At 66.0% G+C, this 22,195-nt stretch carries 24 protein-coding genes; 23 read left to right on the forward strand and 1 reads right to left on the reverse strand.

The window, feature by feature from the left end; all coding sequences use genetic code 11:
- Positions 1-26 precede the first annotated feature (26 nt).
- The 10 genes from ACFSM0_RS09180 to ACFSM0_RS09225 all read left to right on the forward strand — a co-directional run bounded on the left by ACFSM0_RS09180 (position 27) and on the right by ACFSM0_RS09225 (position 8,683).
- The gene (locus ACFSM0_RS09180) at positions 27-689 is read left to right on the forward strand and encodes a phosphate propanoyltransferase (RefSeq protein WP_377389573.1); all 663 of its coding nucleotides are present in this window, start codon (positions 27-29) and stop codon (positions 687-689) included.
- 10 nt (positions 690-699) lie between these two features.
- Entirely contained in the window at positions 700-1,536 is an 837-nt protein-coding gene (eutJ, locus tag ACFSM0_RS09185; RefSeq protein ID WP_377389575.1) for an ethanolamine utilization protein EutJ, read from the forward strand.
- Complete coding sequence (locus ACFSM0_RS09190) at positions 1,536-2,237, forward strand: hypothetical protein (RefSeq protein WP_377389577.1); 702 nt, start codon at positions 1,536-1,538, stop codon at positions 2,235-2,237. The genes eutJ and ACFSM0_RS09190 overlap by 1 nt, the downstream gene beginning before the upstream one ends.
- A gap of 9 nt (positions 2,238-2,246) precedes the next feature.
- Positions 2,247-2,528 (forward strand): EutN/CcmL family microcompartment protein, encoded by a 282-nt coding sequence (locus ACFSM0_RS09195; RefSeq protein WP_097070254.1) that lies wholly within the window; start codon positions 2,247-2,249, stop codon positions 2,526-2,528.
- A gap of 3 nt (positions 2,529-2,531) precedes the next feature.
- Entirely contained in the window at positions 2,532-3,005 is a 474-nt protein-coding gene (locus ACFSM0_RS09200; RefSeq protein ID WP_377389579.1) for a GlcG/HbpS family heme-binding protein, read from the forward strand.
- Entirely contained in the window at positions 3,002-4,579 is a 1,578-nt protein-coding gene (locus tag ACFSM0_RS09205; RefSeq protein WP_377389581.1) for an aldehyde dehydrogenase family protein, read from the forward strand. Before ACFSM0_RS09200 ends, ACFSM0_RS09205 begins: the two co-directional genes overlap by 4 nt.
- A 25-nt stretch (positions 4,580-4,604) precedes the next feature.
- Positions 4,605-4,907, forward strand: a complete 303-nt coding sequence (locus ACFSM0_RS09210) for a BMC domain-containing protein (RefSeq protein WP_377389583.1) — start codon at positions 4,605-4,607, stop codon at positions 4,905-4,907.
- Between the two features lie 55 nt (positions 4,908-4,962).
- The gene (locus ACFSM0_RS09215; RefSeq protein WP_377389585.1) at positions 4,963-5,883 is read left to right on the forward strand and encodes a glycyl-radical enzyme activating protein; all 921 of its coding nucleotides are present in this window, start codon (positions 4,963-4,965) and stop codon (positions 5,881-5,883) included.
- A 403-nt stretch (positions 5,884-6,286) separates the two neighbouring features.
- On the forward strand, positions 6,287-7,540 hold the full coding sequence (locus ACFSM0_RS09220) for a sensor histidine kinase (RefSeq protein ID WP_377389587.1): 1,254 nt from the start codon (positions 6,287-6,289) through the stop codon (positions 7,538-7,540).
- 39 nt (positions 7,541-7,579) lie between these two features.
- Positions 7,580-8,683 (forward strand): response regulator, encoded by a 1,104-nt coding sequence (locus tag ACFSM0_RS09225; protein ID WP_377389589.1) that lies wholly within the window; start codon positions 7,580-7,582, stop codon positions 8,681-8,683.
- Positions 8,684-8,743: 60 nt separating this feature from the next.
- Here the strand turns inward: ACFSM0_RS09225 and ACFSM0_RS09230 are convergent, their stop codons facing one another.
- Entirely contained in the window at positions 8,744-9,214 is a 471-nt protein-coding gene (locus tag ACFSM0_RS09230) for an Lrp/AsnC family transcriptional regulator (protein WP_377389591.1), read from the reverse strand.
- Positions 9,215-9,358: 144 nt separating this feature from the next.
- On the opposite strand from ACFSM0_RS09230, the gene ACFSM0_RS09235 reads away from it, so the two are divergent.
- The 13 genes from ACFSM0_RS09235 to ACFSM0_RS09295 all read left to right on the forward strand — a co-directional run bounded on the left by ACFSM0_RS09235 (position 9,359) and on the right by ACFSM0_RS09295 (position 21,952).
- Positions 9,359-9,811 (forward strand): Rrf2 family transcriptional regulator, encoded by a 453-nt coding sequence (locus tag ACFSM0_RS09235; protein WP_377389593.1) that lies wholly within the window; start codon positions 9,359-9,361, stop codon positions 9,809-9,811.
- Positions 9,812-10,312: 501 nt separating this feature from the next.
- Positions 10,313-11,431 carry a sulfate ABC transporter substrate-binding protein gene (locus ACFSM0_RS09240; RefSeq protein WP_377389595.1) on the forward strand — a complete coding sequence of 373 codons (1,119 nt, stop codon included), beginning with the start codon at positions 10,313-10,315 and terminating at the stop codon, positions 11,429-11,431.
- A gap of 7 nt (positions 11,432-11,438) precedes the next feature.
- On the forward strand, positions 11,439-12,275 hold the full coding sequence (gene cysT, locus ACFSM0_RS09245) for a sulfate ABC transporter permease subunit CysT (protein WP_377389597.1): 837 nt from the start codon (positions 11,439-11,441) through the stop codon (positions 12,273-12,275).
- Positions 12,268-13,110, forward strand: coding sequence for a sulfate ABC transporter permease subunit CysW (gene cysW / locus ACFSM0_RS09250; RefSeq protein WP_377389599.1), 843 nt, complete (start codon positions 12,268-12,270; stop codon positions 13,108-13,110). The genes cysT and cysW overlap by 8 nt, the downstream gene beginning before the upstream one ends.
- Before the next feature lie 11 nt (positions 13,111-13,121).
- The gene (locus ACFSM0_RS09255) at positions 13,122-13,841 is read left to right on the forward strand and encodes a sulfate/molybdate ABC transporter ATP-binding protein (RefSeq protein WP_377389601.1); all 720 of its coding nucleotides are present in this window, start codon (positions 13,122-13,124) and stop codon (positions 13,839-13,841) included.
- A gap of 45 nt (positions 13,842-13,886) precedes the next feature.
- The gene (locus ACFSM0_RS09260; protein ID WP_377389603.1) at positions 13,887-14,978 is read left to right on the forward strand and encodes an ABC transporter ATP-binding protein; all 1,092 of its coding nucleotides are present in this window, start codon (positions 13,887-13,889) and stop codon (positions 14,976-14,978) included.
- The gene (locus ACFSM0_RS09265) at positions 14,975-16,054 is read left to right on the forward strand and encodes an MBL fold metallo-hydrolase (RefSeq protein ID WP_377389605.1); all 1,080 of its coding nucleotides are present in this window, start codon (positions 14,975-14,977) and stop codon (positions 16,052-16,054) included. The genes ACFSM0_RS09260 and ACFSM0_RS09265 overlap by 4 nt, the downstream gene beginning before the upstream one ends.
- Positions 16,048-16,614 (forward strand): histidine phosphatase family protein, encoded by a 567-nt coding sequence (locus ACFSM0_RS09270; protein WP_377389607.1) that lies wholly within the window; start codon positions 16,048-16,050, stop codon positions 16,612-16,614. The genes ACFSM0_RS09265 and ACFSM0_RS09270 overlap by 7 nt, the downstream gene beginning before the upstream one ends.
- Positions 16,615-16,649: 35 nt before the next feature.
- Positions 16,650-17,630, forward strand: coding sequence for an ABC transporter substrate-binding protein (locus ACFSM0_RS09275; RefSeq protein ID WP_377389609.1), 981 nt, complete (start codon positions 16,650-16,652; stop codon positions 17,628-17,630).
- 40 nt (positions 17,631-17,670) lie between these two features.
- Complete coding sequence (locus ACFSM0_RS09280) at positions 17,671-19,332, forward strand: ABC transporter permease (RefSeq protein WP_377389611.1); 1,662 nt, start codon at positions 17,671-17,673, stop codon at positions 19,330-19,332.
- A gap of 190 nt (positions 19,333-19,522) precedes the next feature.
- Positions 19,523-19,975: a Phasin gene (locus ACFSM0_RS09285; protein WP_377389613.1), complete on the forward strand. Its 453-nt coding sequence runs from the start codon at positions 19,523-19,525 to the stop codon at positions 19,973-19,975.
- Positions 19,976-20,155: 180 nt separating this feature from the next.
- Entirely contained in the window at positions 20,156-20,707 is a 552-nt protein-coding gene (gene phaR, locus ACFSM0_RS09290) for a polyhydroxyalkanoate synthesis repressor PhaR (RefSeq protein WP_377389615.1), read from the forward strand.
- Positions 20,708-21,016: 309 nt separating this feature from the next.
- Positions 21,017-21,952 (forward strand): LysR family transcriptional regulator, encoded by a 936-nt coding sequence (locus ACFSM0_RS09295; RefSeq protein ID WP_377389617.1) that lies wholly within the window; start codon positions 21,017-21,019, stop codon positions 21,950-21,952.
- Positions 21,953-22,195: the final 243 nt, after the last annotated feature.

Raw genomic sequence — 22,195 nt, forward strand, 5'->3', positions numbered from 1 at the left:
GCAGCCGATCCTGAAGGACAAGACGAATGAACATCACCACCCCCCTGATCGAGCGCATCCTCGCCGAAATTCTGGCCCAGGGGCAGGCCACCGCAGCGACCCCCGTTGCGGCCGATCCGGCGCTGGTGCCGGTGGGGGTTTCGAACCGCCACATCCACCTCTCCCGCCCCGACATGGATATTCTGTTCGGGCCGGGCGCGAGCCTCACCCGGATGAAGGCGATGAAACAGCCCGGCCAATATGCCGCCGAGGAAACCGTGATCCTGCGCGGGCCGAAGGGCGAGATCGGCAAGGTCCGGGTGCTTGGGCCGCTTCGCAAGGAAACCCAGATCGAGGTTTCGGTCGCCGATGGTTTCGTGCTTGGCATCAAGCCGCCGATGCGGATGTCGGGCAAGCTTGAAGGCTCTGCGGGCCTCACCGTGGTTGGGCCGAAAGGCGCGGTGGTGAAAGACGCGGGCGTGATCGTTGCGCTGCGCCACATCCACATGGCGCCCGCCGATGCTTCCCGCCTTGGGCTGAAAAACGGTGACACGGTCGATGTGGACGTGACCGGCCCGCGCGGCGGCATCATGCGCAATGTGGCGATCCGCTCCGACGAGGTCTCGGCCACCGAGATGCATATCGACGTTGAGGAAGCCAATGCCTTCGGGCTGAAAAACGATGCGCTCGTGCGCATCCTGAAGGCCTGAGGAGAGCGCCATGCCCGGCCCGGACGACATCCTGCGCGACTTCGGCGCCCTTCTGCGGGAGGGAGCGATCCTGCCCCGCGAAGAGCGCGCCGCGGGCCCGCTCCGGGTCGGCGTCGATCTGGGCACGGCAAACCTCGTGCTCGCCGTCACCGATGCGGCGGGCCGCCCGGTAGCGGGGCTGACCGAACGCTCGGGCGGCATCCGCGACGGGATCGTGGTCGATTACCCGGGCACGGTGCGCGCGGTGCGGCGGATGAAGGCGGAGCTTGAGGCGCGGCTGGGCGAAAAGCTCCTGCGCGCGGCGACCGCCATTCCGCCCGGCATCCACCCGGGCGCCGCCAAGGCGATCGGCAATGTGATCGAGGCCGCCGATTTCGAGCTTGCCTGCATCGTCGATGAGCCCGTTGCCGCGGCGCGGGTGCTTGGCGTCACCGATGGCGCCGTGGTCGATGTGGGCGGCGGCACCACCGGCATTTCCGTGCTGCGCGGCGGCACGGTGCTCGCCTCGGTCGACGAGGCAACGGGCGGCACGCATATGACCCTGGTGCTCGCGGGCGCGCTCCGGCTCGAGCTTGCGGCGGCCGAGGCAATGAAGCTCGACCCGGCGCAGGCGCGCGATGTGTTCGCGCTGGTGCGCCCGGTGGTCGACAAGATGGCCGCGATCGTTGCCGGGGTGGTGGACCGCTATCCGACGCTCGACACCGTTCATGTGGTGGGCGGGGCCTGCAGCTTTGAGGAATTTGGCGCGGTGTTCGCGGCGCGGCTCGGGCGCAGGGTGATCAAGCCCGCCGAACCGCTGCTCGTGACGCCGCTTGGTATCGCGCTTTTTGCCGGGGAGGGGCGGTGATGGATCTCGACCGCATCCTGATCGACGCGCTCTCGGACCGGATCGTGGCCGCGCTGAAGGCGCGTTCGCGCCGTGCGCTCGTCGTCTTTTCTGATACCGATCTGGGGCTTGAACCGGCGCTGGCCGGGCTCGAGACCCTCAGCGCGGCGGGCTGGACCGGCGACTGGCTCTCCGCGCCCGAGATGCGCGATGGGCTCGCGCCGCGGCTGCGGTTGCCCGAGGCGGAGGCCGCGCCGCGGCTCACGCGCTTTGGCCTTGTGCTGGTGCCTGCGCTGAGCCTTTCGACCGCGGCCAAACTCGCCACCGGCATTGCCGATGATCTGCCCTCGCGGGTGCTGGGCGAAGCGCTCGACCGCGGGCTGCGTGTGGTGGCGGCGCGCGATGGCGTCTGCCCCGGATCGCGCGAGCGCGCAGCGCGCGGGCTCACGCCGAAAAATGCCGCGCGCCGGGCGATGATGTCGGCCCATCTGGAGGCGATTGCCGCGCAGGGGGTGGAGCTGTGCTGGGCCACGCGGCTTGCCGCGACGGTTCAGGGCACGCCCGCCGCGATGGTGGCCCCGGCGCAGCAGACGGGCATTTTTGGCTGGCAGCAGGCGCGCGCCTGCTCCGGCCCCGAATTGCGGCTGGGCCGCGCGGTGCGGCTGACGCCGCTCGCCTCCGACATCCTGTCGGCGCGCGGCATCCGGCTGATCAGAGAGTGAGGAGCGATCATGTATCTGGCGAAAGTCATCGGACGGGTCGTCGCCACCACCAAGGACCAGAGCCTTGCGGGCGCGAAACTCTTGATCGTGTGCCGCCTCGATGCGCGGCTCGCGCCCTATGACGATACCGAGGTGGCGGTCGATACCGTCGGCGCGGGCGACGGCGAGACGGTGATCATCACCACGGGCTCGGCGGGGCGCTTTGCGGGCACCTTCGATCACTCCGTGGTCGATGCCTCGATCGTCGGCATTGTCGATACGGTCGAGTGCCGGCCCGAGGTGGGGGTCTGAGCCATGGCCTTGCTCGACACGATCCTTGCCACCGAACTGGCCGCGCGCCGCCCGCTGGTGCTGATCGACGCGTGCCGGATCGCGGCCCGGGCCGAGCTTGAGGCGCGGCGCCTTGGCGTGCCGGTGTGCGTGGCGCTGTGCGACGCGGCGGGGGATGCGCTTTTGTTTCACCGCATGGAGGGGGCGCTGCCCGCCTCGGTGACGCTGGCGCCCGCCAAGGCGCGCACGGCGGCACGCTACCGGATGGGCACCGAAGACCTTGGCGCGCTGTGCGCACCGGGCGGCATGCTTGAAGGGCTCGGCGCGGCGGAAAGCGGGCTCGTGCTTTTTGGCGGCGGGCTGCCGATCCGGGCGGGCGCGGCGGTGCTTGGCGCCATCGGCATCAGCGGCGGGACCGTCGCGGAAGACATGCAGATCGCCCGGGCGGCGATTGCAGGACATTGGGGCGCGGCCCTCGAGAAAGGACAAGGACGATGAAAGACAGCGATATCGAAGACGCCGTGGCACGCGTGCTGAGCGGCTATACCGGGGTGGCCGCGCCCAAACCCGCCTTCAAACCCGCGCCAGAAGGCTGCGCATGGGAAGCGACAAAACCCGCCGATCCGATGGATGATATCATCGGCGGCATCCTCACCCGCGCTTTGAGCGAGCGCAATTGCTCCTGCTGCAAGGCGGGCGATTGCAAGGGCGCCTCGGGCTGCCTTTCGATTTCGGACGCCGAAGCGGTGGAACTCGGCGACGGCATCTTTGCGACGATGGACGAGGCGATCAACGCCGCGGCCGAAGCGCAAAAGAAATACCTGTTCTGCTCGATGGCGGACCGCAAGCGCTTTGTGGACGGCATCCGCGCCATCTTCACCGATCCGGCGATCCTCGAGCGGATCTCGCGGCTCACGGTCGAGCAAACCGGCATGGGGAATGTCGAGCACAAGATCATCAAGAACCGGCTCGCGGCGGAAAACAGCCCCGGCATCGAGGATCTGGTGACCGAGGCGCAAAGCGGCGATGACGGGCTTACGCTGGTCGAGCTTTCGCCCTATGGCGTGATCGGGGCGATCACCCCCACCACGAACCCGACCGAGACGATCATCTGCAACGGGATCGGCATGCTGGCGGCAGGCAATGCGGCGGTGTTCAGCCCGCATCCGCGCGCCCGCGGCGTGTCGCTGCTGTCGATCAAGCTGATCAACCGCAAGCTGGCCGCGCTTGGCGCGCCCGCGAACCTTGTGGTCACGGTGCAGGCGCCCTCGATCGAGAACACCAATGCGATGATGGCCCATCCGAAAGTGCGGATGCTCGTCGCCACCGGCGGCCCGGCGATTGTGCGCACGGTGATGTCGACCGGCAAGAAGGCGATCGGGGCAGGGGCGGGCAACCCGCCTGTGGTGGTGGACGAGACCGCCGATATTCCGAAAGCGGCGCTCGACATCGTCAATGGCGCGAGCTTTGACAACAACATGCCCTGCATCGCCGAAAAGGAAGCGATCGTCGTCAACCAGGTGGCGGATTTCCTGATTTCCGAGATGTGCCGCAATGGCGCTTATCTGGTGAAAGACCCCGCGGTGATCGCCAAGCTTGAGGCGCGGGTGCTGACCGAGAAGGGCGGGCCGAAAACCGATTGCGTCGGCAAGAGCGCGGTCTGGCTGCTTGAACAGGTTGGCGTCAAGGTCGGCCCCGAAGTGCGGCTGGTGCTGATGGAAGCCACGAAGGATCACCCCTTTGTGCAAGAAGAGCTGATGATGCCGATCCTGCCGCTCGTGCGTGTGCCCTGTGTGGACGAAGCCATTGATCTGGCTGTCGATCTGGAACACGGCAACCGCCACACCGCGATCATGCACTCCACCAATGTGCGCAAGCTCACGAAGATGGCGAAGCTGATCCAGACCACGATTTTCGTGAAAAACGGCCCCTCCTACGCGGGCATCGGCGTCGGCGGCGAGGGCTACACTACCTTCACCATCGCCGGTCCGACCGGCGAAGGGCTCACCTCGGCGCGCTCCTTCGCGCGTCGTCGCAAATGCGTGATGGTCGAAGCGCTCAACGTGCGCTGAGGCCCCCAGTTCGAGGATACTCCCCATGCAGATCCGCATCATCAACGCCCCGCAGGAAAACCTGTACGACATGCTCGCCCGCCGGGTTGCGCCGCATGTGCGCAAATGGGTGGAAGAGAACCCTGTCTCGTCGATCGGATTTTTGCAGGTGAGTATCCCCGACATGTTCTATTTCGCCGATATCGCCGGCAAGTCGGCGAATGTGCTGACGGTGGAACTGTTCGGCACCTGCCCGCAGACCACGACCACCCTCGCCGTTTTGGGCGAGACCTCGGCTGTGCGCGCCGCGATCTCTGCCATCGAAGCGGCCAATGGCCCCGGTTTCTGAGCCACCGCGCCGCGGCAGCCAGGCTTAAGGCCCGACTTAAGGAAGGAATCCCCCCATGTCCGAGCTCGATTTCACTGCCGAAGGCACGGTGTTCGACATCCAGCGCTATTCGATCCACGACGGGCCGGGCCTGCGCACCATCGTTTTTCTCAAGGGCTGCCCGCTGCGTTGCCGCTGGTGCTCCAACCCTGAATCGCAGGCGCCGGAACCGGAACTCTTCTTCCGCGCCTCGGCCTGCATCGGTTGCGGACAATGCGTGCCCGTCTGCCCGGTGCAGGCGCTATCCAAGGCCAATCCCGGCTTTGTCGACCGCACCAAATGCATCAAATGCGGCGAGTGCACGAAAGTCTGCCCGACCGAGGCGCTCAAACGCACCGGGCGGCGCATGAGCCTTGCCGAGGTGATGCAGGAGCTGCGCAAGGATGCGATCCATTACCGCCGGTCGGGCGGCGGGGTGACGCTTTCGGGCGGCGAGCCGCTGATGCAATCGGCCTTCGCAAAACAGATCCTGATGGCCTGCCACGAGCAGGGCTGGAACACGGCGATGGAAACCACCGGCTGCACCACGCGTGAGGTGATCCGCGAGGTGATCCCGCATGTCGATCATCTGCTGATGGACATCAAGGCGATCAACCCGACGGTGCATGCGGCCAATACCGGTGTCGATAACCGCATCATCCTTGAGAACGCGCTGATCGCGGCCGCGCTCAGCCCCAATCCGGTGGTGCGTATACCGGTGGTGCCGGGGGTGAACGACAATGTCACCGAAATCGGTGCGATTGCCGATTTTGCCAAGCTCATGCCCAAGGTCAACACCGTGCATCTGCTGCCCTATCACAGCTTCGGCGAGAACAAATATACGCTGCTCGGCCGCCGCTATCCGCTCGAAGGCGTGAAGGACATGCGCCCCGAAGCGGTGGCCCCGCTTCAGGCCGTGGTCGAGGCTGCGGGGCTCAAATGCGTCATTGGCGGATAGAAAGTTTCCACCTCATCTAAAAGTCGGTAGCGAGGTATACGGTCAAAACAAGAAATATCCCTGGCGAGCGCAAAAAATTGCGTTAAGTCAATTGCGAAGGCCCTGATTGCGCTAATCTCTTGGGCAACGAAAACCGAGTCGGAACGGGGATCGGAGCAGGCTTCGGAGGCGCCGGGGCATTCTGGTGACGCGCCCGTTCGGGCCGGTTGCCAAGCTTCCCCCTGCGGTCGACTCCGGGCTGCGGCTGTGGAGCTGCAAGAGCAAAGGGGTTGGCATGGGAAGTGGCATACCGTTTGGGCATCCTGCGGGATCGGTGCAGGACGTGTTGTCCTTCGGTGCGGGGGGGGCGCGGCTCGCCTCTCAAACCGGTTTGCCGGTAGATTCGGCGCGGCGGGCGGAAAGCGTGGCGCGCCGGCGCAAGCTCGCCGATCTGATGAGCACCGAGATGCTGCAAAAGGTGCAGGACAATTTCTCCGCCGCCGTTGGCGTGGCGATGGTGATTGTCGACCCCGAAGGGGTTCCGGTCACCAAGCCCTCCGGCTTTTCGGCCTTTTGTCAGGCCGTGCGCTCGCGGCCCGAATGGCGCGAGCGCTGTTTTCATTGCGATGCGGTGGGGGGGCGCACGGCGCTCTCGACGGGCGATCCGGCGATTTACAAATGCCATTGCCGTCTGGTTGATTTTGCCGCCCCGATCATCATGCGCGGGGAGTATCTGGGCGCGGTGATCTGCGGCCAGGTGAAGCTTGCCGAAAATGACAGCCCCGGCCTTGTCGATCTGTCCAACATCTTTCCCACCGAGGGCTCCTGGAGCGAGAATCCGGCGCTTCTGGAGATGCATGGCAAGATTGGCGAGATCACCTATGACCGGCTGCGCTCGGCGGCCTATTCGCTCTATTACATCGCCTCGCATATCGTCGAGGAGAGCTATGCGAACAATGTCACGCAGGAGCTTTATGCCAAGAACCTGCGGCTGGCCGAGGAATCGCAGCGCCGCGCCGAGCTGGAGCGGCTGTTGCGCGAGGCGGAGTTGCAGGCGCTCTCCTATCAGGTGAACCCGCATTTCCTGTTCAACGTGCTCAACACGATCGGTCGGCTCGCTCTGGTCGAGGGCGCGCCCGAGACCGAGACCACGGTGCATGCCTTTGCCGATATGATGCGCTACATCCTCAAGCGCTCGGGCTCGCAATTCGTGCCGCTGCGCACCGAGCTCGACCATGTGCGCAACTATCTCTACCTGCTCAAGATCCGCCTTGGCGACCGGTTCGATTTTCATATCGACAACACCGAAGAATTCGACCGCGTGATGTGCCCCTTCATGGTGCTGCATCCGATGGTGGAGAACTGCATCAATTACGCGATCGAGCCGATGGAAAGCGGCGGGCTGATCGAGGTGTCGCTCTATCGTGACGGCACCGATGTGATTGTCGATGTGGTCGACAACGGGCCCGGCATCAGCGCCGAGCGTCGCATCGAGGTGCTGCGCGGCGAGGCCGATCACGGCGGGCGCAAGAGCATCGGGCTTTACAATATCCACGCGCGGATGGAACATTACTTTGGCGACAGCCACGGGCTCGAGATCGTCAGCCCGTTCCGGCAGGGGCACGGCACGCTGGTGCGGTTGCGGCTGCCGCAAGATTTTGACCCCTGCGCGTTCTGAGCCACACCGGGCGCGCCGGAGAAGGCCAAGGAAGACCGAATGTTCGATATTGCCATCGTCGAGGATGAAGAGCTGGAGCGCCGGGCGCTGCGGACCATTCTGGAGCGCAACCTGCCCGGGGTGAAGGTTGTCGGCGAGGCAAAGAACGGCGCCGAGGCGGTGCGGCTGCTGGAGAGCCGCTCGATTGACCTGATGCTGCTCGACATCCGCATTCCGCGCCCCAGCGGGCTCGAAATTCTGGAGATGCTGCGCGAGCGCGGGCTGGCCACCAAGGTGCTGATCGTCACGGCCTATGATCATTTCGAGATCATGCAGGCGGCGATCCAGCTTCGCGCAGACGGGTTTTTGCTCAAGCCGGTGCGCACCGAGGCGCTGCTGAAAGCGGTTGAGGATTGTTTGCGCAGCGTGCCCGCCGCGCCTGTTGCCGCGCCGATGCTGGCAAAGGCGCCCGCGGCGGCAGAGCCGGCAGGCGTGCCCGAGGCAATCGCCGATCCGCTGGCGCTCAAGGCCGAGATCGAACGCCTGGTGCAACACAATGCCTATCGCGAATGTCTGATGCTGGTGCGCCGTCAGCTTGAGGCGCTCCATGCGCATCGCGAGGTGGCGCCGCGGCAGGGGGTGCTTGATCTGTCGCAGGTGCTCACCGATCTCGTGGCCTGCGCGGGCCGGCCGCTGCCCGATGCCGTGGCGCGCAAGATCGAGGCGCTCACGGCGCAAAGGCTTGAGGCGCGCGATCACTACAAGCTGCAGGAACTGTTCAGCGAGATCACCGATCTTCTGTTTGCCGATGACGAGGAGCCGGGCACCTCGGCCGCCGCCCGCATCGAGACCGTGCGCAACTATATCGAGCGGAACCTGCACAAATCGGTGACGCTGGAGGAAGCGGCCGATCATGCCCATGTCAGCGCGTGCTATCTGAGCCGTCTGTTCCACAAGCAGATGGAGATGACCTTCATCACTTATCTCAAGCAACGCCGGATTGCGCGGGCGAAACAATTGCTGGAATGCTCCAGCCTGCCGATCGTCAATGTGGCGCTCGATCTCGCCTATCAGGACGCGAATTATTTCTGCAAGGCGTTCAAGAAGGAAGTCGGCGTGTCTCCGAGCGAGTATCGGCGCCAGTTTCCGCAGCCCACCAGTTGATTTGCCCGCGACGGGGCGTTTCGCGCGCGCGGGGCGGATGCCTCCCGCGGTCGGCCCCGCTCAACGCGGAAGGTCGAGCGGATAGGCGGTGGTAAAGGCGATCTGCTCGAGCGCCAGATGCGCCGTGAGGCGGCGCAGGTGCAGGAGGCTCTGGAGCCGCTGGCAGACCGCGTCGAAACCCGCAATATTGGCGGCGGCGATGCGCAATAGGTAATCGTGCTCACCCGCGATGCGCCAGATTTCCATCAGTTCCGGCACGTCCCGGCAGGCGGCGCGCAAGGCCGTCTGCGCCTCTAGCCCCTGATCGGGGAGCTGGATCAGCACGAAGGCCTGAACGCCGATCCCGAGCGCGGCCGGATCGGCGAGCGCGACCCGCCGCATGATCACGCCGGTCTCTTCGAGCCGGCGGATGCGCTTCCAGCAGGGCGTTTGCGACAAGCCCACCCGGTCGGCGATCACCGCCACGGGCAGCGTTGCATCCTCCATCACCTGGGCGATGATCTTGCGGTCGATCGGGTCGAGTTCCGGCATCTTGCCCTCCTTGTCCCGGTGAGCATGACCGATAAAAACAAAAAGTCTATCGCGATCGTCGAGAATAAAGGTCGCAGAGGCTGCGCCCCCAATCCCGACAAGATCGACGTTGATTTGCGCCTGGGCTGCCCGTAATGCTGGACCATGATCACACAGAAGATGAAATACGCGCTCAAGGCGCTTTTGGTGCTCGCCGATGAACGCGCCGCCGAGACCCCGCAGCCCTTGACGATCGAAGAGATTGCGACACGCTCGGGAACGCCGAAGCGGTTTTTGGAGCATATCCTTCTGGATTTGCGCAAGGCGGGGGTGGTCAGTTCGGTGCGCGGGCGGGCAGGGGGCTACAGCCTGCTGAAGGCGCCGCGCGAGATCTCGATCTCGGAGTTGTTGCGCCGCATTGATGGCCCGATTGCGCCCTTGCCCTGCCTTTCGCGCAGCGCCTATCAGCGCTGCGATGATTGCAAAAGCGAGGAGGACTGCCGCATCCGCAAGGTCTTTGCGGAGCTGTTCTGGTCCTATCTGGTGCTGATCGACTCGCTGACCCTGGAGGACATGCTGCAGGCGGGTGGCGCCGGAGAACATCTACTCGCAGTTTAAAGCGCAATAAAAACAAAAGGATGGCCCCGCATCGCGGGGCTTTTTTTATTTCTGCCGCCCGTGCGGGAGAAAAAAATTCCAAAATCACGACAGATAAAGACGAGATTATTTTCTTGATTACACGACTAGTCCGATAGAGATTTAACGCATCGGATGGACCAATCAGCACGGAGACGACCATGACCCCGTTCCTCGCTTTCGCCCCCGCCCAAATCGTGGCCGGTTCGCAGCGTTGCATGCTCTGCCCGATGCCGCGTCACCTTGGCCATCGGCCCTCGGGCCACCGCAGTGGGAGGGGATGATGCGCCGCCCTCTTCTAGCCCTTTCATTGATCGACATCGTCACGGGGCGACCGCATCAGATTGGCGGCGACGTGTTCGTTCTTTTTACCCGTGCCCCCGAGGAGGCTGCGTGCGAGCTGCTGCGCAACCGTGATCCCCGGCGCTGGCGCGTCGAAACGCGGCCTGCTGGGGCCACCACTCAATTCTAAAAGGAAAACATATGCTTACCACGATCCAACTGTCGCGCCACATCTCTGCTCAGGGGCGTCTGACCAAGACCCATTCCGATGGGCGGGTGACGATTGCCGATGGCGCGCTGCATCTCACCGGCTGGCCGATCACGCGGCTGGTGCGCACCACGGCGCTGGCGCTCGTTCTGGGGCTGACGGCGCTTGGCGCCAGCGCGCCGCGTGCCGTGGCAGAGAGCCTGCTCAACGTCTCTTATGATCCGACGCGGGAGCTTTACCGCGACGTCAATGCCGCTTTTGCCGATTACTGGGTGGTGCAGGGCCATGAGGCGCCCGAGATCGAGACCTCGCACGGCGGTTCGGGCGCGCAGGCCCGGGCGGTGATCGAGGGGCTCGATGCCCAGATCGTCACGCTCGCGCTTGCCTCCGACATCGACAAGATCGCCAAGGCGGGCAAGCTCCCCGCCGATTGGCAGGGGCGGCTGCCGCACAATTCCGCGCCCTACACCTCGACCATCGTGTTTTTGGTGCGCGCGGGCAATCCGAAGGGAATCCAGGATTGGGGCGATCTGATCAAGGACGGGGTCGAGGTGATCACGCCGAACCCGAAAACCTCGGGCGGGGCGCGCTGGAACTACCTTGCCGCCTGGGCCTGGGCGGAGAAAAACGGCATTGATCCCAAAGGGTTCGAGCATGATCTTTTTGCGCATGTGCCGGTGCTGGACACCGGTGCACGCGGTGCCACCACCACCTTCGCGCAGCGCGGTATTGGCGATGTGCTGCTCGCTTGGGAGAACGAGGCCTATCTGGCGCTGGCAGAGCTTGGCCCGGACCAGTTCGAGATTGTCGTGCCCTCCGTCTCGATCCTTGCCGAGCCGCCGGTGGCGCTTGTCGATGAAAATGTGAAGAGCCCCGAGCAGCGCGCGCTTGCCTCGGCCTATCTCGATTTCCTCTACACCCCGGAAGGCCAGGCGCTTGCCTTCAAGCATTACTACCGCGGCTGGGATACCTCCGCCGCGGCGCCCGAGGATGTCGCGCGTTTCCCGCAGATTGATCTTGTCGATATCGGCCATTTCGGTGGTTGGGCCAAAGCGCAGCCCGAGCATTTTGGCGATGGCGGCACGTTCGACCAGATTTATGCGGCGAAGTGAGCAGAGGATGGGCGCGCCTTTCATTCATCCCTCGCCGATGCCGGGGCGGCGCCTGAGCCTCGGCATCACCCTCACCATGCTCTCGCTGGTGGTGCTGGCCCCGCTCGGCGCGTTGATCGCGCAGGGCGCGGCGATGGGGCCCGATGCACTTTGGGCCGCGATCGACCGCCCGCGCGTGCAGGCCGCGCTTTGGCTCTCCTTCCGGCTCGCCTTTCTCGCCGCGATGGTGAACCTTGTGCTGGGGGTCGGGCTGGCCTGGGTGCTGGCGCGCTACCGCTTTCCGGGGCGGCGGCTTCTCGATGCCGCGGTTGATCTGCCTTTCGCGCTGCCAACCGCGGTGGCGGGGATCGCGCTCACCGCGCTTTATGCGCCCAATGGCGCCTTCGGCGCGCTGGCGGCCGAGTTCGGTGCAAAGATCGCCTATACCGAATGGGGGATCTTTCTGGCGCTGATGTTTGTGGGGCTGCCCTTTGTCACCCGGGCCGTGCAGCCGGTGGTGGAGGAGATCGCGCAAGAGGTGGAGGAGGCCTCGGCCACGCTTGGCGCCTCGCGCCTCACCACCCTTACCCGGGTGATCTGGCCGATGCTGAGCCCCGCCGCGCTCACCGGCTTTGCGCTCGCGCTGGCGCGGGCGGTGGGCGAATACGGCTCGGTGATCTTCATCGCGGGCAATATCCCGATGCGCACCGAGATCGCGCCCTTGCTGATTGTAATCGAGCTGGAAGCCTATGATTACAAAGGCGCCGCCGCGATCGGGCTGGCGATGCTGGCGATCAGCTTTGCGATGCTGCTCGCGATCAACCTCGTGCAGATCTGGAGCCGCAGGAGGATTGGCGATGTCTGAGCTTTCCCTTCACGCCGCGATCACCGAACCCGCGCTCGCGCGCCGCGCGTTGATCGGGCTCGCCTTTGCCGTGCTTGCCGTTTTTGTGCTTGCGCCCCTTGGCGTGGTGTTCACCGAGGCGCTGGCCGGTGGCCCCGGCGCATCGCTTGCCGCCCTCGCCAAGCCCGATGCACTGGCGGCGATCCGGCTCACGCTGACCGTTGCCGCGATTGCCGTGCCGATCAATGCCGCCTTCGGTCTGGCGGCGGCGTGGTTTTTGACGAAATTCGACTTTTCCGGCAAGGCGCTCCTGATCACGCTGATCGACCTGCCGTTTTCCGTTTCGCCCGTGGTCGCGGGGCTCTGCCTTGTGCTCCTTTTTGGCGCCAATGCCACGCTTGGCGGCTGGCTGGTCGCCTCGGGCCATCCCGTCATCTTCGCGCTGCCGGGGATCGTGCTGGCGACGCTGTTTGTCACCTTTCCCTTTGTCGCGCGCGAACTCATCCCGGTCATGGTTGAGCTGGGCCGCACCGAGGAGGAGGCCGCGCTTACCCTCGGGGCGGGCGGCTGGCGCACGCTCTTCACCGTTACGCTGCCCAACATCCGCTGGGCGCTCCTTTACGGTGTGCTGCTCGCCAATGCCCGCGCCATGGGCGAGTTTGGCGCGGTGGCGGTGGTTTCGGGCAAGATCCGCGGCCAAACCGCCACCATGCCGATCACTATCGAGATGATGTATAACGAATATCTCTCGGTTGCGGCGTTTTCGCTCGCCGCCTGCCTGAGCGCGCTCGCGCTTCTCACCCTCCTCGTCAAGGCGCTTTTGGAGCGCCAGCACGCCCGCAAAGCGCAAGCCTGAAAGGTCTCGCCATGCATATCGACATCGACGAAATCGCCAAGGAATTCGGCCCGACCACGGCGCTGCATCCGGTCTCTCTCGCCATCCCTTCGGGGGCGCTGGTGGCGCTTTTGGGCCCCTCCGGCTCGGGCAAGACCACGCTTTTGCGCATTCTGGGCGGGCTTGAGTTTCCCTCCTCGGGGCGCGTGCTCTTTGACGGGCAGGATGCGACCGGGCTCACCGTGCAGGCGCGCCGGGCGGGCTTTGTGTTCCAGAGCTACGCGCTCTTTCGTCATATGACCGTGTTCGAGAATATCGCCTACGGGCTGAAGGCGCGCCCGCGCGCCACCCGCCCGCCCAAGGCCGAGATCGCGCGCCGGGTGGCAAAGCTGCTCGATCTGATCCAGTTGCCGCAGATCGGCGCGCGCTACCCGTCGCAGCTTTCGGGCGGGCAGCGGCAGCGCGTGGCGCTCGCCCGTGCGCTGGCGATCGAGCCGCGGATGCTGCTGTTGGATGAACCCTTTGGCGCGCTTGATGCCAAGGTGCGCAAGGAGCTGCGTCAGGGCCTGCGCGACATTCATGACGAAACCGGCCTCACCACTATTTTCGTCACCCATGATCAGGAAGAGGCGATGGAACTTGCCGATCTGGTCGTGGTGATGTCGATGGGCCGGATCGAGCAGATCGGCCGCCCGCAAGACATCCGGGCCCATCCTGCCACCCCCTTCGTGAAAAGCTTTCTCGCCGCCTGACGGGGTGTCACAAAACGGTCATATGGCGGGCGTATCGCGGGAGCCATGGCCGCGCTGTCGTTCGAAAATCTGAGTCGTCGCTTTGGCGAAACCCTTGCCCTCGATGGTGTGAGCGCCGAGATCCCCTCTGGCACATTTCTGGCGCTGCTTGGCCCTTCGGGCTGTGGCAAGACCACGCTTTTGCGCCAGATTGCCGGGCTCGACCGCCCCGATGGCGGAAGGCTTTCCATTGGTGGTCAGGAGGTTGCGGGGCCGTCTTGCTTCACGCCGCCAGAGGCGCGTGGGCTTGGTATGGTGTTTCAATCCTATGCGCTCTGGCCGCATATGAGCGTGGCCGAGAACATCGCCTTCGGGCTGAACCGGCTTGCCAAACCCGAGCGCCTCGCGCGGGTCGAGGAGGCGCTTGCCAAGGTCGGCCTTGCGGCTCTGGCAGGGCGGCGCCCGCATCAGCTTTCGGGCGGGCAGCGCCAGCGGGTCGCGCTGGCGCGCAGCCTTGCCGCGCGGCCCCGCGTGCTTTTGCTCGACGAGCCGCTTGCCAACCTTGATGCGCATCTGCGCGCTGCCATGCTGGCCGAATTTCGCCGCATCCATGCCGAGACCGGCTGCACCATGGTCTTTGTCACCCATGACCAGAATGAGGCGATGGCGGTGGCGGACCTTATTGGCGTGATGGACCGCGGCCGCCTTGAGCAGCTCGCCCCGCCGCAAGAGGTGTTCGAGCGCCCCGCAAGCCCGATGGTGGCGCGCTTCGTGGGGCAGGGGCGCACGCTTCCCGTCACGGTCGTTTCTGCCGCCGCCGGGCGGTGCCGGATCCGGCTCGGCGGGCAGGAGACCACGCTTCCGGGCACCGCGCCGCCCGGCCCGGGCTGGCTTTGCGTGCATCCGCGCGATCTGGCGCACAGCCGGGCGATGGGCCTGCCCGCGACCGTGCTCGAATGCCGGTTCGAGGATGGCTGGCATATCGCGCAGTTGATTTTTGACGATCTGCCCGATGTCGCCTCTTTGCCGCTGCGGCTGGACCGCGCCGCGCCGCGCGGATCGCGGCTCAAGGTGGTGCTCCGGGGCGGCTTTGTGCTGCCACGCGCCGAGGTGGCGCCCAAAGCGCTGAGCCCGGTCGGGCGGACGGTTCCGGCATGAACAGGCTCACCGCGCTTGGGGGCTTTGATGCCAAGGGGCCAGCCTGTTTCCTTCTTGAAACGGGGGGGGCGCGGCTTGTGCTCGACCTTGGCCTTGGGCCCGATCATGCGGCGCGCCCGGTCATTCCGCCCGCCGGGATCGGGCGGATCGATGCGCTTTTGATTTCGCACGGGCACGCGGATCACATCGGCTCGCTCGATTGGCTCGACCGGCTCGGCTCCCCGCCCGTCTTTGCCACCGAGCCCGTGCGCGCATTGGCGCGCAGCCCGCTTCTGGCGCAAGCCGAACCGCTTGAGGCGGCGCAGACCATCGCCGGGGTGCGGGTGGAGACGGGCGCTGCGGGCCATGCGCCGGGCGCGGTCTGGATGCGGGTCGGTGGCGCGGAGGGGCTGGTATACAGCGGAGATTATTGCGCCGAGGGCGGCCTTTTTGCCGCCCGGCCGTTGCCCAGGGCGCGCGTGGCGGTGCTCGACGCATCTTATGGCGCCGAACCCGCGCGGCTTGCCGATCAGCGCGCGGCGCTTCTGGCCGCGATTGGCTCCGGCCCCTGTCTTTTGCCCGCCCCGATGGGCGGGCGCGGGCTCGAGATCGCGCTGGCCTGCCTTGAGGCCGGCCACGATGTTGCCCTCTGCCCCGAAACCGCCGATGTGGCCGAAGGAATGGGGGCGCGGCCCGACTGGCTGGCGCCGGGCGGGGCAGAAGCCCTGAAACGGCTGCTGGCGGTTGCCCGCCGGATCGGGCCCGAAGACCCGCTGACCGGCGTGACCATCGCGGGCGGGCCCAATTGCGGCTCGGGGCTCTCGGAGCGGCTCGGCCCGCGAGCGCTTGCTGCGGGCGTGCCGATTCTCTTCACCGGTCATCTGGCCGAGGGCGCCCCCGCCGCGGCCTGGGTGCCCCAGGGGCGGGCACGGGTCTTGCGCTGGAACGTGCATCCAGAGCTGGCCACGCTGGGCGCGATGCTGCGCGACACGGGGGCCAAGACCGTGCTGCCCGCCTTCGCGCCCGCGGCGGCGCGCGCCCGGCTTGCGGCGGCGCTGCCCGGCCCATGGCTGGGGCAGGGGGGGCTGACGTGGTAGATCGTCCCGCACTGGAGCTGCCGCCCGGCGCCTTCCTGTTGATGCGGCATGGCGAGACCGAGGCGAATGCCGCCGATATCATCTGCGGTCAGACCGACCTGCCGCTGAGCCCGCGGGGCCATATGCAGGCCGATCAGGCTGCCGCCTTTCTGGCGCATCTGCCGCTGGCGCGTGTTCTCACCTCGCCGCTTTTGCGCGCGCGCCAGAGTGCGGCGCCGCTCGCCGCGCGGCTTGGTCTTGCGACCGAGGCTGTGGCGGGGCTTGCCGAGCGCGACTGGGGCGGCTGGGAGGGGCAGCCGCGCGCGATTTTGAAGCGCGAGGCCACGCCGCCCGGCGGAGAGTCCCTGCGCGCGTTTCGGGCCCGCATCCGTGCGGCCTTGGCCCGCATCGACCGCGCCGAGCCCCTGATCCTCATCGCCCATTCCGGCACCGCCCGCGAGATCCATGCCGTGCTCGCCCCCGCCACCCCGCACCGGCGCCTGCAAAATGCCGAAACGGTGCTTTGGGTGCCGGGCGCCCGCGGCTGGCGCTGTCACGAATGTTTCAAACCGGCGAGCTAAGAGCTTGCCATGAAATCGAAATACAGGAGATCCGCATGACCTCTCTTCGCACCATGACGCTCGCTTTGATGGCGCTGGCCGGCCCGGCCTTTGCCCAGCCCTCGGGCGAGATCACCGTCTATACCTCGCAGCCGCAAGAGCAGATGGCGAAGGTGGTCGAGGCCTTCAACAAGGATTACCCGGATGTGAAGGTGGAGGTGTTCCGCACCGGCACGACCGAGTTGATGACCAAGCTGCAGGCCGAATTTGCCGCCGGGACATCGCCTGCCGATGTGCTTCTGATTGCCGATGCCGTGGCGATGACGCAGCTGAAAAACGATGGCCGTCTGATGGCCTATGACGATGCGCCGGTGGCGGGCATTCCGGCCGATCTCATCGACCCCGATCACACCTTTTTCGGCACCAAGCTGATCACCACCGGCATTGTTTACAACACCGATCTGGTGAAAGAGGCGCCGAAGGGCTGGGACGATCTGCGCGCCCCCGATGTGGCGGCGCAAACGATCATGCCGAGCCCGCTTTACTCGGGCGCTGCGGTGATCCATGTCGGCACAATGACGCAGCAGCCTGAGTTCGGCTGGGCCTATTACGAGGATCTGGCCAAGAATGGCGCCGTCGCCGGGCAGGGCAATGGCACCGTGATCGAGGCCGTGGCGCGCGGCGAAAAAGCCTATGGCATCATCATCGAATACATGGCGATGAACGCGAAGGCCAAGGGCTCTCCGGTCGACTTCGTCTGGCCCGAGGCGGGCGTGAGCGCGATCACCCAGCCGGTGGCGATTGTGGCGGGCACCGACAACCCCGAGGGCGCGAAAGCCTTTGTCGACTGGCAGCTCTCGAAAGCCGCGCAGGCGCAATCGGTGGCGCAGGGCTATTTCCCGGTGATCGAGGGGGTGGCTGCGCCCGCGGGCTACCCGACGCTGGAGAGCCTGCATATCCTGCCGCTCGATGCCACGAAGCTGATGGCGGAAGATCAGGCGAACAAGGAGCATTTCGCTGATCTCTTCGGTGGTTGATTTTACACACAGAGCCTTTGGCGCGGGCGGCATCCGATGGATGGCCGCCCTCGTCGCCTTTTACCTCGCCGTGACCGCGCTCTATCCGCTCGCGCGGCTCTTTGTGCTGGCGCTGGGGCCAGATGAGAGCGGCGCGGCTTTCGGGCTCTTGCGCGACACTTTTGCGAGCCGCGCCTTTCAGCGCGCGCTCTGGAACACGCTCTGGTCCTCGGCGGGCTCGGTGGTGGTCTCGGTGGTGCTGGGCCTCGGCCTTGCGCTCGCCACCGGGTTGATGCGGCTGCCGGGCCGGGCGCTGGCCTCCTTCCTTGCGCTCTCGCCGGTGCTGATCCCCTCGCAGATCATGGCACTGGGGTGGATCGAATTGATGGGGCCGGGCTCGGCGCTTCTGTCGCCGCTTGGCCTTGCGCCGCCGCCCGGCCGCCCGAACCCGCTTTATTCGGGGGGCGGTGTGGTCTGGCTGATGGGGATCGAGCATATGCCGCTTGTCTTCATTGCCGCGCGCGCCGCGCTGCAATCGGTGCCCGCCGATCTGGTGGAGGCGGCGCGGATCGCCGGGGCCGGAACGGGCCGGATCATCGCGCGCGTGCTCTTGCCGCTGACGCTGCCCGCGGTTGCGGCGGGGGGGATGCTCTCCTTCGCCGCCGCGGTCGGCAATTTCGGCGTGCCCGCGCTGCTCGGCATTCCGGGGCGGTTTTCGGTGCTCACCACGCTGATCTATCAGCGGTTGAACGGCTTTGGCCCGGCGGTGATCGGCAAGGTGGCGGCGATTGCGCTCGTGCTCGTGGCGCTGGCGCTCGCAGCGCTTCTGGCGCGCCACATCGTGCAAAAGCGCTGGACCGTGCCGCTCGCCGCCGGGGCAGGCTTCACCGGCTTTGACGCGGGGCGCGCGGCACTGCCCTTTGCGCTGGCGCTCTGGGCCGTGCTCGGGCTTCTCGTGCTCGCCCCCTTGGCGGCACTGCTCGCCACCGCGCTTGTGCCCGCGCTTGGCGTTGCGCTGAGCTTTGAAACCGCAACGCTCGCCAATTTCGCAACCGTGTTGACAAGCCCTGCGGTGCAGCGCGCCTTTTTCAATTCCTTCGCGCTCTCGCTTGGCGCCGCGGGGCTCAGCGCTCTGGTGGCAATCGCGCTCGGGTGGCTGTCGAGCGTTGCGCAAAGCCCGCTTGGCCGGGCGCTCGGCTGGCTGGCGGATGCCGGGTTCGTCGTGCCCGGCACCGTGTTCGGTCTGGCGATGATTCTCGTTTATCTGCGCCCGCTGCCGCTCGTCGGTGTGTCGCTCTATGGCACGGCGGCGATCCTTGCGCTCGCCTATCTCGGCCGCTTCCTGCCGCTTGTGCTGCGCCCGGTCGAGGCCGAGATCGCGCGCACCGATCCCGCGCTTGACGAGGCCGCGCGGATCGCCGGAGTGAGCGTGATGCGCCGCATCACCCGGATCGCCGCCCCCGTGCTTGCCCCCACCGCTGTGGCCGGAGGAGTGCTGATCTTCATGACCGCGCTCAATGAACTCACCGTCTCCGCGCTGTTGTGGTCTGCCGGGCATGAGACGATCGGGGTGCAGATCTTCTCGATGCAATATGAGGGCAATTCGACCGCCGCCGCTGCGATCTCGGTGATCGCGCTCGCGCTTGTGGCGGGGCTGGTGATGCTGGTCGACCGCTTTGGCAGGCGCTTGCCCGCCGGAACGCTGCCCTGGCGCGCGCCTTGAGGGGGCGTTCTGAGCGAAGCCTCTGAGCGGGCATGTTTTTGTTGCGGCGCACGCCTGGGTTGAAAAATCTCGATGAAATTTCTGCAACGCAGCAGGTTTTTGTTGAAATGCTGCACTGCAGCATGTATATATTTCTCAAGCGACAGGGCCCCGCAGCCTCGAAGGGCCCCCCAAAACCCGGAGAACCCCAATGGCCAAGACCCAAGATTTCACCAAGATGATGCAAGACATGATGTCGGCGATGCCGATGGACATGTCGAAGATGCAAGACGCGTTCAAGGCGCAGACCGCGCTGAGCGAGAAAATGGCGAAAGTGGCGCTCGAAGCCGCTGAAAAATCGACCGACATCTCCGCCAAATGGGCCAAGGACACGCTTGGCAAGGTCGGCGCGCTGACCGCCTCGAAAGTCGAACCCGCCGATTATGCCAAGGCGATGAGCGATTTCGCCTCTGCCTCGGCCGAGATGGCTGCGGAAAACCTCGCCGCCTTCGCCGAAGTGGCGAAGAAAGTGCAGATGGAAACCGTTGAGCTGATGCTCTCGGCTGGCAAGGAAATCTCGGAAGAGACCACCGCGGCGATGAAAAAAGCCACCGAAGAGGTGACCGCGGTCGCCAAGAAAGCCACCGCCACTGCGGCGAAATGAGCGTGATGCTTTAACAAAAGCGGCGGTTCGACCTCCTCCTCCCTGTCGACCGTCTGGGGCGCACTTCGGTGCGCCCTTTTCTTTTGTTGCTTTTGCGGCAGCGCGGCTTAATCATTGCTGCAACGCCAAAAAGAACGGTCCATACAGATTGGCCGATGACATTCTGGGGAGGAGAACGACATGGCCGAAGATGCAAAGCCGTTGCTGATCAAACGCTACGCCAGCCGACGGCTCTACAACACCGAGACCAGCGATTACGTGACGCTCGAAGATATCGCCGCCTTCATCCGGCAGGGCCGGGAGGTGCAGATCGTCGATCTGAAATCGGGCGATGACCTGACACGGCAATACCTGCTGCAGATCATCGCCGAGCATGAGAGCCGGGGCGAGAATGTGCTGCCGGTCGATGTGCTCACAGATCTCGTGCGCAGCTATACCACGCAGGCGCAATCGGTTGTGCCGCAGTTTCTGGCGGCGAGCTTCGAGATGCTGCGCGAGGGGCAGTCGAAGATGATGGAGAATTTTTCGGCGATGCCGAACCCGATGGCCTCGATGCCCGGCTTCGAGGCGCTGCAACGCCAGCAGGAGGCGTTTTTGAAGTCGATGATGGCGGGCTGGGGTGCGGCCGTTGCCGAGGGAGAGGGCGGGGCCGAGGGGGCAAGCGGGCGCGACGAACTCGACGCGATCAAGAAGCAACTGGCCGAGCTGCAGTCGAAGCTTTCGAAGCTCTGAGCCTGCGCGGGAGATCTGACCGGGCCGGGGGGCACGCCCCCCGGACCCCCGGGCCCGGTTCGACCGTCATCGCGAAACCCGGCGCCGGGAGGGGTGATGCTGCAAAGGCGCGCTCCGCCCCCTTTGTGCAAGTCCCGGGCCAGATCGCAGAGAGGCTCAGGCGCGCGGGCAGGACGATTTCAATTTTCTGGAAAATCAGAAAACGTGGCGGCGCGCTTTGGCAGGGCAGGCCTGCGGGCGGGCTGGGTTGCCAAAGCCTGTCGAGGGCGCGCATTCTGGCGCGGATGGTTCGAGACGGAAGGCGGGAACGTGAGCGGTCGGGGCGAGAAAATCAGCCTCTGGGCAGTGGAGCTGCTGGTGGCGACGGCGGAGGAGGGGGCAATCACCGCTGCGGCGCGGCGGCTGGGGGTCTCCGCTTCGGCGGTAAGCCAGCAGATCACCGCGCTTGAGGCGGCGCTGGGGGCGGAGCTTGTGGATCGCACCGCCCGGCCCTTTGCTCTGACGGCTGCGGGGCGGGCCTTTCTGCCCCATGCCGAAGCGATGCTTGATGAGCTTGCGAAGGGGCGCGCGGGGGTCGGGCTTGCAGACCCGGCCGGGCTGCGCAGTTTCCGGCTCGGCATGATCGAGGATTTCGAGGCAGAGGTGACGCCGCTTTTGCTCGCGGGCATGGGGGCCGAGCTCACCGCGTGCCGGTTCCTGCTCGAGACCGGGCCGAGCCATCGGCTTGCCGCCCAGCTTGAGGCGCGCGCGCTCGATATGGTGGTGGCGGCGGAGCTCGAAGGTGCCGCCGAAGGGCTGGAGCGGCATCCGCTGCTCACCGAGCCCTTTATCGCGGTCTGGCCCGAGGGACAGGTGGGGGCCGATCTGCCGCTTTTGCATTACTCGCAACGCACGGTCATGGGGCGCCAGATTGCGGCGCATCTGGCACGCGCAGGCGCTGCACCGGGGCATCGGTTCGAGATCGACAGCACGCCGGCGATCCTCGCGATGGTGGCGGCGGGGCAGGGCTGGTCGATCCTGACCCCCACCGGTGTGCTGCATGGCAAGCGCGAGGGGGTGGCGCTTGCACCGCTTCCGGGGGCAGGGCTTGCGCGGCGGATCGTGCTGAGCGCGCGGATGGGAACGATGGGGGAGATGCCGGGCGCGGTGGCGGCGCGGCTGCGGGGCCTTCTGGCGGAGCGGATCGTTGCTCCGGCCTGCGTCGAGGCGCCCTGGCTTTCGACCCGTTTGCGCATCGAAACCTAGCGCTTGCGCCGGCTGACGCCGTCGCCCCGAAAGGGGGGCGCTGCCCCCCTCTTCGCCTTTGGCGAATTCACCCCCCGGGATATTTGAGCAAAGTCGAAGGCGAGGCCGAGCGGCTTTTAACGATTCGTTAACCAGACTCAGGCAGCCTTGATCTACGGTACAGGCGGGGACGCCGATGACCGTCAAAGTCGAAGGCGCTTCCCTTACCCTCCCCTCTGAGGTCCGAGTGAAGCGCCTTTTCTC

It is taken from the genome of Rhodobacter lacus (assembly GCF_042683065.1).
Taxonomy (GTDB): Bacteria; Pseudomonadota; Alphaproteobacteria; order Rhodobacterales; family Rhodobacteraceae; genus Rhodobacter; species Rhodobacter lacus.